General features: G+C 63.5%; 9 protein-coding genes. All 9 read left to right on the forward strand.

The window, feature by feature from the left end; all coding sequences use genetic code 11:
- The first annotated feature begins 51 nt into the window (after positions 1-51).
- From AC07SU_RS29275 to AC07SU_RS29315, 9 genes are read left to right on the forward strand one after another with little or no spacing between them, the layout of a single operon-like run.
- Complete coding sequence (locus AC07SU_RS29275; RefSeq protein WP_176999486.1) at positions 52-1,638, forward strand: ShlB/FhaC/HecB family hemolysin secretion/activation protein; 1,587 nt, start codon at positions 52-54, stop codon at positions 1,636-1,638.
- A 24-nt stretch (positions 1,639-1,662) separates the two neighbouring features.
- Positions 1,663-3,462 carry a DUF2341 domain-containing protein gene (locus AC07SU_RS29280; protein WP_494999056.1) on the forward strand — a complete coding sequence of 600 codons (1,800 nt, stop codon included), beginning with the start codon at positions 1,663-1,665 and terminating at the stop codon, positions 3,460-3,462.
- Positions 3,463-3,473: 11 nt separating this feature from the next.
- On the forward strand, positions 3,474-3,899 hold the full coding sequence (locus tag AC07SU_RS29285) for an ExbD/TolR family protein (protein ID WP_176999484.1): 426 nt from the start codon (positions 3,474-3,476) through the stop codon (positions 3,897-3,899).
- A 3-nt stretch (positions 3,900-3,902) separates the two neighbouring features.
- The gene (locus AC07SU_RS29290; protein ID WP_494999057.1) at positions 3,903-4,607 is read left to right on the forward strand and encodes an energy transducer TonB family protein; all 705 of its coding nucleotides are present in this window, start codon (positions 3,903-3,905) and stop codon (positions 4,605-4,607) included.
- A 42-nt stretch (positions 4,608-4,649) separates the two neighbouring features.
- Positions 4,650-6,350 carry a putative porin gene (locus AC07SU_RS29295; RefSeq protein ID WP_494999058.1) on the forward strand — a complete coding sequence of 567 codons (1,701 nt, stop codon included), beginning with the start codon at positions 4,650-4,652 and terminating at the stop codon, positions 6,348-6,350.
- Between the two features lie 18 nt (positions 6,351-6,368).
- Positions 6,369-6,995, forward strand: coding sequence for a DNA repair protein (locus AC07SU_RS29300; RefSeq protein WP_176999481.1), 627 nt, complete (start codon positions 6,369-6,371; stop codon positions 6,993-6,995).
- 20 nt (positions 6,996-7,015) lie between these two features.
- On the forward strand, positions 7,016-7,495 hold the full coding sequence (locus AC07SU_RS29305; RefSeq protein WP_176999480.1) for a YbjN domain-containing protein: 480 nt from the start codon (positions 7,016-7,018) through the stop codon (positions 7,493-7,495).
- On the forward strand, positions 7,492-8,433 hold the full coding sequence (locus AC07SU_RS29310; protein WP_494999059.1) for a peptidylprolyl isomerase: 942 nt from the start codon (positions 7,492-7,494) through the stop codon (positions 8,431-8,433). The genes AC07SU_RS29305 and AC07SU_RS29310 overlap by 4 nt, the downstream gene beginning before the upstream one ends.
- Positions 8,434-8,485: 52 nt before the next feature.
- Positions 8,486-9,463, forward strand: a complete 978-nt coding sequence (locus AC07SU_RS29315; RefSeq protein WP_176999478.1) for a LysR family transcriptional regulator — start codon at positions 8,486-8,488, stop codon at positions 9,461-9,463.
- Positions 9,464-9,569 lie beyond the last annotated feature (106 nt).

Here is a 9,569-nt window from a genome sequence, read left to right on the forward strand (position 1 = left end):
GCCGTGCAATCGGCGAAGGCATACAACTTTTTCAGAAAACCAGGGGGCGGTGTGGAGCATCTGTTCAAGTCAACGCTGGCGCTGTGCCTGACGCTGGGGGCCTTGGCCCAACCGGTGCTGGCCGAAGAGGCCGGGGACGCGCCGGCACGCCGGGTGGACGTCAACGAGTACTTCGTGCGCGGCAATACCGTGCTCGACGCGGCGACCATTGAGGAAGCGGTGTACCCGTTCCTCGGTCCGCAAAAGACCCTCGACGATATCGAGGGTGCACGCGATGCGTTGCAGAAGATCTATCAGGCGCGGGGTTACCAGTCGGTGTTTGTCGAGTTGCCCGAGCAGAAGGTCGATGACGGCATCGTCTATTTGCAGGTCAGCGAAACCAAAGTCGGCCGCGTGCGTGTGGTCGGTGCCAAGCACTATTCGCCGGTGGAAATCCGCGAGCAGGTGCCGGCGCTGGAGGAGGGCGCCGTGCCGGATTTTGCCACGGTGCAAACCCAGCTGGCCGGCCTCAACCGAGGGGCGGGGCGTCAGGTCACGCCGCTGGTACGCGAAGGCGCACGCCCCGGCACCATGGACGTGGACCTGCAGGTGGAAGACCAGAACCCCTGGCACGCCAGCCTCGGCCTGAACAACGACTACAGCGCCGACACCGAGAAGCTGCGCTCGGTCGCCACCCTGGGGTACGACAACTTGTGGCAACTGGGCCACAGCATTTCCCTGACCTACTTCACGGCGCCCGAGGACAGCAGCAATGCCAAGGTCTGGTCGGGCTCCTACAGCGCGCCGCTGAATGAGCGCTGGACCCTGCAGTTCTCTGGCTACCAGTCCGACAGCAACATCGCCACCATCGGCGGCAGCAACGTGTTGGGCAAGGGCCATTCCTACGGCGTATCGGCGATCTACAACCTGCCGGCGGCGGGCGCCTGGGCCAACTCGTTCTCCTTCGGCGTGGACTTCAAGGACTTCGACGAAGAAATGAAGTTCGGCTCCAGCAGCGACCAGGTGCCGCTCAAGTACGCGCCGTTCACCCTCGGTTACAACGGCTACCGCTACACCGAACAATCCCAGCTCGGCCTGGGCTTGAACCTGATCGTGGGGACTCGTGCGTTTTTCGGCTACGGCAGCGACGCCGAAGAGTTCGACTACAAGCGCTACAAGGCCAGCGCCAGTTTCGCGGTGCTCAAGGGCGATCTCAATTACACCTACACCTTCACCAACGATTGGCAGTCGGCAACCAAGGCGGCGTTCCAGCTGGCCTCGGGGCCGCTGGTTTCCAACGAGCAGTATTCCGCTGGCGGCGCCACTTCGGTGCGCGGCTACCTGGCGGCGGAGCGCACTGGCGACGAGGGCTATTTGCTTTCCCAGGAACTGCGCACGCCGTCTCTGGCCAAGTACCTGGGCAGCTATGTGCAGGAATGGCGCTTCTATGCGTTCGCCGAAGGCGCACGCCTGCGCCTGCACGACCCGCTGCCCGAGCAAGAAGACGAATACAGCCTGGCCAGTGTCGGCCTGGGCACCCGCGCCAGTTTGAGCAAATGGTTGTCCGGCAGCCTGGATTGGGGTTACCCGCTGCTCGATGGACCGAACACCCAGAAACAGGACTCGCGACTGCACTTCAGTGTGCAGGCGACTTTCTGACTTTTTCTTCCGGAGACTTCACCCATGCAACGCCTATTCCTGAGCCTGTTGATCTGCCTGGGCTTCACGCTCCCGGCCACCGCCCATGCCTGGTGGCAGGACGACTGGCATTACCGCAAACAGATTTCGGTCGATACCACTGCCCAAGGCGCGGCGATCAACCAGGCCCTGGGCCGCACTGCGCTGCTGGTGCGCCTGCACACAGGCAACTTCTCCTTTGACGGGGTCAAGGATGACGGCGCCGACCTGCGCTTTGTCAGTGCCGATGACAAGACCGTGTTCAACCACCAGATCGAAAGCTTCGACCCGCTGATGGGCATGGCGCTGATCTGGGTCGATGTGCCCAAAGTCGAAGGTGGCCAGCGCCAGGACCTGTGGATGTACTACGGCAACCAGAAGGCGACGGCGACTGCCAACGGCCAATTGACCTTCGATCCGAACTACACCGCACTGTTTCACTTTGACGGCGCCAACGGCACGCCGGCCCGGGACACCACGGCCTACGCCAATACCGCGCTCAACGCCACCGGTGCGAGCATCGATGGGGTGATCGGCCGTGCCCTGCAATTCAGTGGCCAACCCCTGATGCTGCCCGCCAGCCCGTCGCTGCAACATGCGGCCGGTGGTGCATTCACTTTCAGCGCCTGGCTGCGCCTGGACCAGGCCAGCGGCGAGCAAGTGGTGTTCGCCCGACGTGACGGTGGCCACAGCCTGTTGCTCGGCTTGAACCAGGGTATGCCGTTCGTGGACATCGATGGCCAGCGTGCGGTGTCGACCCAACCGCTGAACCCGGGCCAATGGCAGCACCTGGCGTTCACCGCCGAGGGCCAAAAAATCGCGCTGTACGTCAATGGCCGCGAAACCGCGAGCCTGGCGGTCGCGCTGCCGGCGTTCAATTCGCAGCTGGCTATCGGCGCCGACCTGCCGGACGCCGCCAGTGGTCACCTGCCGTTTGCCGGCGCCATTGATGAGCTGCGTCTGTCTAAGGTGGCCCGTCCGGCCACGTTGCTGCTGGCTGACGCGAGTGCCCAGGGCGCCGAGTCGAAACTGGTGGCTTACGGGGTGGATGAAGAACAGTCGGGATTTGGCTTCGGCAGCCTGGGCTTCTTGCTCAAGGCCGTGCCGGTGGACGCCTGGGTGATCATCCTGGTGCTGGTGGCGATGATGGTGCAGTCGTGGTTCATCATGCTGCGCAAGAACCGCATGGTCAGCCGCGTCAGCAGTGCCAACGAAGTGTTCCGCGAGCAATTTGCTCAGATCGGCACGCGCCTGGAAATGTATTACGACGATGACGTGCTGGCCGAGCGCCTGACCCACTCTTCGCTGTGGCGCCTGTACCGCGTGGCGGTCAAGGAGATCCGCACCCGCCGTGCCCAGGGCGCCGACACCTCGTCGGTATCGGCCGCCACCATCGAAGCGATCCGCTGCTCCATGGACGGCGTGCGTACCCGCGAAAACCAGGCCCTCAGTGCCAAGCTCTCGACCTTGTCCAACGCTATTGCCGGCGGCCCGTATATCGGCCTGCTCGGTACCGTGCTGGGGATCATGGTGGTGTTCCTCGGCACGGCCATGGCCGGTGACGTGAACATCAACGCCATTGCACCGGGCATGGCGGCGGCCTTGCTGGCCACGGCCATGGGCCTGTTCGTCGCGATCCCGGCGCTGTTTGGCTACAACCGCCTGATCACGCGCAACAAGGAAGTCAGCGCCGACATGCGCGTGTTCGTCGACGAGTTCATCACTCGCCTGGCGGAGATGCACGGCGAGAGCCAGTCCAGTGAGGCGGCCCATCGCCGCGAGCACCACGCCACCGTGCCGGCCTGAGGAGAATCGCCATGGCTTCCGTAAACGCCTCCCACGACGATGAAGAAGATGCCGCCGTCGACAGCATCAACATCACGCCCCTGGTGGACGTGCTGATGGTGGTGCTGGTGATGTTCATCCTCACCGCCACTGCCCAGGTCTCGGGTATCCAGATCCACCTGCCCAAGGCCAGTGCCTCGGTGTCGCTGTCGGAGGCCAAGACCAAGGCTATCTCCGTCAACGACGGCGGCCAGGTGTTCCTCGATGCGTACCCGGTGACCCTCGGTGAGCTGGAAGAGCGCCTGCGCATTGAGAAAGCGCTGAACCCGGACTTCCCCGTGATCGTGCGCGGCGACGCGCTGGTGCAGTACCAGAAGGTGATCGAAGTGCTTGATTTGCTGCGACGGCTGGAGCTGTCCCAGGTCGGGCTGGTCACCGGCAAACCGAGCCAGGGCTGAGTCATGACCGCACAGATCCCGATTGCGCCCCTGGCGGTGAAAAAGAAGCCGCCGTTGCGCCCGTTGAAATGGGGCGCCGGCTTGCTGCTGGGCGCCGTGGCCGCCTGGTTCTTGTGGCAGTGGGCCAATGACATGAGTGGCGTGCGGCGTGAAGCGCCCAAGGTGCCGACGATTATCCCGTTGCCGCCACCGCCGCCACCGCCGCCGGAAAAACCCAAGGAGCCCGAGCCCCAGGTGGAAGAAAAGGTGCCGGAGCCGGTGCCCAGCCCCGAACCCGAAGAGGTCAAGCCGGCCGAAGAGGCACCGCCTTCACCGGCGGACGACTTGGCCAACCCAATGCAGATCGATGGCGATGCGCAGTCCGGCAACGATGGTTTCAACATCGGCGCCGGCAAGGGCGGCGGCATGGCGGGCAGTGGCGGCGGCGGGTTGGGCACTGGCACTTACAAACAGTACCTGGCGGGCACCTACCAGCGCCTGATGCGCGAGGACCCGGAGCTGCGCAAGAAGGCCTTTGCCATACAGATCGACCTGTGGCTGGGCGCGGATGGTCAGGTCACGCGGGCGGTGGTGGCCAAGTCCAGTGGTGACAGTGAGACCGACGCCCAGATGCTCGCGCTGGTGCAGGCACCGCGCGCCACACAGAAGCCGCCGGCGTCGCTGACGCTGCCCATGCGCTTGTCCCTCAAGGGCCGGCGTCCGGATTGATCGAACCCTCTTTCTACGGTTTTTTACAGGAGTTGCGTACACATGATTTCCCCCGTGAATCGACTGACCCTGGCGGTTGGCATGGTCATCGCGACCCTGGTCGGCCAGGCGACAGCAGCGCCGGTCGCCCCCTCGGAAAACGTCACCATCAACCTGATCCGCCTGCTGGTGCAGCAGGGCGTGTTGACCCAGGACACCGCCAACGGGCTGATCGCCCAGGCCGAAAAAGAAGCCCAGCAGGCGCGCCAGGCCAACGCCGCGCCGGTGGTTGCCAGCGGCCCGGTGGCAGCACCTGGGGATGTGCGGGTGCAGTACGTGCCGCAAGCGGTGCGTGATCAGATCCGTGATCAGGTGAAGGCCGAAGTCATGGCCACCGCCAAGAATGAAAACTGGGCCCAGCCCAACACCTTTCCCGATTGGGTGTCGCGCATCAGCTTTGACGGCGACATTCGCCTGCGGGACGAGTCGCGCTACTTCTCGGGCAACAACAGCAATGAGCTGGTCGATTACGCCAAGCTCAATGAAAGCGGGCCGTACGACGTCAACAAAGACACCAACACCAAGTTACCGCCGCTGCTCAATACCACCAAGGACCGGGAAAACCTGTTCCGCCTGCGTGCCCGCCTGGGCATGAAAGCGGTGATCTCGCCGGAATGGACCGCGGGTATCCGCATCGGCACCGGCTCGGACAACAACCCGGTGTCCACCACCCAGACCCTGGGGGGCGGCTTTGGCAAGAAGGACATCTGGCTCGACCAGGGCTACCTGAGCTGGAAGGCCACGCAGGACGTGACTCTCACGGCCGGTCGTTTCGCCAACCCGTTCTATTCCACCGACATGATGTATTCGGGTGACCTGAACTTCGACGGTATCGCCGCCAACTTCAACCATGCCTTGAATAACCAGTGGGGGCTGTTCGGCACCCTGGGTGTGTTCCCGGTGGAGTACACCTCCGACGCGGCCAGCAGCAACGGTTTCGACAAGGAAGACAGCGACACCAAATGGCTGTTCGGCGGGCAGATTGGCGCCAACTGGAAGATCAACCGCGACAACAGCCTGAAGGGCGCGGTGGCCTACTACCACTTCGACGATATCGAAGGCCAGCGCTCCAGCCCTTGTGCGCCTTGGGCCGGTGCGCCCGGCTGCGACTCCGATGGTTCACGCCTGGCCTTCATGCAGAAGGGCAACAGTGTGTTCTTGCTGCGCAATATCTCGCCCAACCCAGCCACGCCTGGCCTGACCCCGCAGCCGCAGTACGTGGGCCTTGCCTCCAAGTTCGATGTGCTGGACCTCAACCTGGCGTGGGACGCCGAGCTGCCGAGCGACTTCAAGTTGCGCACCCAAGGCAACTTCATTCACAACCTGGCCTACGACAAGGGCGAGATGCTCAAGCGCAGCGAAGGCGAGATCGTCAACAACATCAACAGCAAGGGCCAGTTTGAAAGTGGCGGCAATGCGTTGATGGTGCAGTTCACCCTCGGCAGTGCGCTGGAGATGCGCAAGCGCGGCGACTGGAACGTGTTGGCTGGCTACAAGTACATCCAGCCTGACGCTTTGCCCGACGGCTTCAACGACTCGTCCTTCCACCTGGGCGGCACCAACGCCAAGGGCTACTTCATTGGCGCCAACTACGGCCTCGACAAGAACATCTACGCCAGTGCGCGTTGGTTGAGCGCGTCGGAAGTGTACGGCGCGCCGTTCGAAGTGGATGTGATGCAACTGGAACTCAACACGCGCTTCTGATGCGCAGGGAGATGCCACATGAACATGCGAATTGGCGGGCTGTTGTTGCTGTTCGTCGCCACGGCGGCCTCGGCGGAAGGCATGGAAGAGCGCCTGCGTACGCAACTGCGCAGCACTACCCAGCAGTTGCAGGCGTTGCAGAGCGAACAGGCCCAGGCCAGTGCGGCGCGCATTGCCGCCGAAAACCAGGCCAAGCAGGCCCAGGCGCAGATCAAGCAGCTGACCGCCGAACTGGAAAAAGCCCGTGGCGTAGCCGAACAACTGGCCGGCCAGCAACAGAACCTGCACAGCCAGGCGCAGGCCCAGGTGGCGGCGAGCAATGAGCAGATCGGCAAGTTCAAGAAGGCCTATGACGAGTTGCTGGTGCTGGCCAAGGGCAAGGAAACCGAGCGCGCCCGCTTGCAGGCGCAACTGACTGAACGTGACACACAAGTGCAGCAATGTTCAGTCAAGAATCAACAGATGTACGGCGTGGCCCGGCAGTTGCTCGCGGCCTACGAAAAAATCGACGTGGCCGAAGTGATGAGCATCCGCCAACCCTTCGCCAGCAGCGCGCGGGTCAAGTTCGAGGAACTGGCCCAGGGGTTTGGCGACGAGCTTTACCAAAACCGCTTCGATGCGCCGCATACCGCCCTTAATCATTGATCGACAAGGAAGAGACTACGATGAGCGACGTTCAACTGATCACCAGCGTGACCCCACAGAGCCTCACCGAGCTGCTGCAGGAAGCCGGCTACCGGGTCAACCAGACCGAACAGAACGGCATTGTGCAATTGCTCAGCGCCAGCCAGGGCATCGGCTTTGCCGTGCGTTTTGGCAATGCGGCGGTAGAGCCGGGCAACTACGTGGACTTCACCTACAGCTGCGCACTGCGAGTACAAGGTGAGCTGCCCGAAGGCCTGGCCCAGGTGTGGAACGCTTCGCGCCGTTTTGCACGGCTGTCATTGCAGGGTGAATTCCTGCTGATGGAAATGGACGTGGTGGTGGCCGGTGTCGGCGCTACCCACCTGCGCAGCCAGTTGGAACTGTGGGACCGCCTGTTGCAGGAGTTCATTGTCTACCTGCGCGAGTACAGCCAGCAGGCTGCCCAATTGCAGGCGCAGGCCGCTACCGCCCCTGAGGGTGAAGAGGCGCCAGTCCTGTGAAAAAACCAACCCTGATGGTCAGCGCCGGTGCCCTGGCGTTGCTGGTGGTTGCGGTGGGCCTGGGCTTGCGCCCGGGCAATGACCCGGTGGCTGCGCAGCAACCCACACCTGCCGGCAAGCCGCTGCAAGACGGCCCGGCCGTGGCGCGCCTGGGCAACCAGCAGATCGACGTGCCCGAGCTGAAAAGCGTGCTGGCGAGTTTGCCCGTCGAGTCCCGCGAGCAACTGCGCGGCAATCGTGGCGCGCTGGAGACCTGGATTCGTTCGCGTCTGGCGCAAAAGGCCGTGCTCGAACAGGCTGACGCCCAAGGCTGGCGCCAGCGCCCTGAGGTGGAGCAGCAGACCCGCGCCGCCACCGAGCAGATCGTGTTCCGTGACTACATGCTGTCGGTCAGCCAAGTGCCGGCCGACTACCCCAGCGCCGCTGAACTGCAACAGGCCTACGACAGCGGCAAGGCTCAGTGGGTGACGCCACCGATGTACCGGGTGAGCCAGATCTTCCTGGCGGTCAACGACCCACAAGGCGCCGACGCCGTGCGCCGCCAGGCCCTGGAACTGAGCCGCAGGGCGCAAGCCACACCGGGCGAATTCGCCGCCCTGGCCACGCAATATTCCCAGGACCCGGACACCGCCCAGCGCGGTGGCGACTCGGGCATGCAACCGTTGCAGCAACTGGTGCCCCAGGTACGCGAGGCGGTGTCGCGGCTCAAGGTGGGGGCTGTGTCGGAGGTGGTGCAAAGCCCGGCGGGTTTCCACGTGCTCAAGCTGATCGGCCAGCAACCGGCACGCACCGCCACCCTCGATGAACTGCGCGAACGCCTGACCCAGGCCCTGCGAGCCCAGCGCCAGGAGCAGATCGCCAAGGCCTATCTGGAAGGCATGCTCAATACCGCCACCTTGAGCATCGACGGTGCCGAGTTGAACAAGGTGCTGGAGTAACACACGCAAACACGCATTGGATGCACAAGACCTACAAGACAGGGAGTCTCCCATGGCATTTCTAGAACCGTCTGCCCCCCAGGGGGCTGCACCCTATCGTGAACCGATGGCGCCGCGCAGCGCCTGGCTGGCCCAGGCCGGCGAGATCGAACCGGAGGTGGCGCGCTATTTCCTGGTGAGCGCGCGCTGTGGTTGTTTCATGCAGGCGGCGCGCAGCCTGAATATCAAGGCGACGTTGCTGCGCAAGCGCCTGGCGCAGTTGGAGGAACAGCTGCGCCATTCGTTGTTCACTTACCAGGGTAATGGGCTGGTGCTCAGTCGTGACGGTCAGCAGTTGCAAGCGCACCTGGTGGCCCTGGCCCATGAGCGGCGTTTGCCGGTGGTGGAGCAACCGCTGATTCGCCTGGCGGTGGCCGAGCCGATCCTGCATGACATTCTCGGGCGCGATCTGATCGCCTTGCTGCGCCGCAATGCCAGTGTGCGGTTGGAGATCATTTCCCTGGACAGTCAGTTGTCCTTGCAGGCAGTGGACGCGGATGTGGTGTTGTGGCTGTCGGATGCAGACGGGCCGTTGCCGGGGCCGAGCTTTCCGACGGAGCCGCCTCGGGCGCTGGCGCGTTTGCATTATTTGCCGCATATCGCCAAGCGGTATTCGCGGTTGACCACGCGGCCGGACAGTGTCGAGGACCTGGACGATTACATGCTGGTGCAGTGGCAGCCCGATGTGCGGGTGGATGCCTTGCAGCCCTGGAACCGGGTGGTGGAGCAGCGGCTGGCGGCGGTGGTGCAGGTGCAGGCGTATTCGTTGATGTTGGAGATGATTCGCTGTGGGGCGTGCATTGGGTTGTTGCCGCATTACATGAGCAGTTTTGACCGGGGGTTGGTGGCGTTGCCGGGGTTGCTGGCTGAGAGTATGCAGCGGCAGGTGTGGTTGGCGGTGAATGCGCGGGTGCAGGATGTTGAGGCGGTGAGGATGGTGGTGGAGTTGATTGTGGGGACGTTTGAGGGGCGGCGGGAGTGGTTTGATTGAGTTGAGTGCATATCCGTTGTTGGGGTGACGGCTGATATTGGTTCCGCCCTTACGGCGGGTCACTTTTGGAAAAGAGCCCCAAAAGTAACCAAAAGGGCTCTTGCCC

The sequence above is a fragment of the Pseudomonas sp. GW821-FHT05H12 genome (assembly GCF_059419385.1).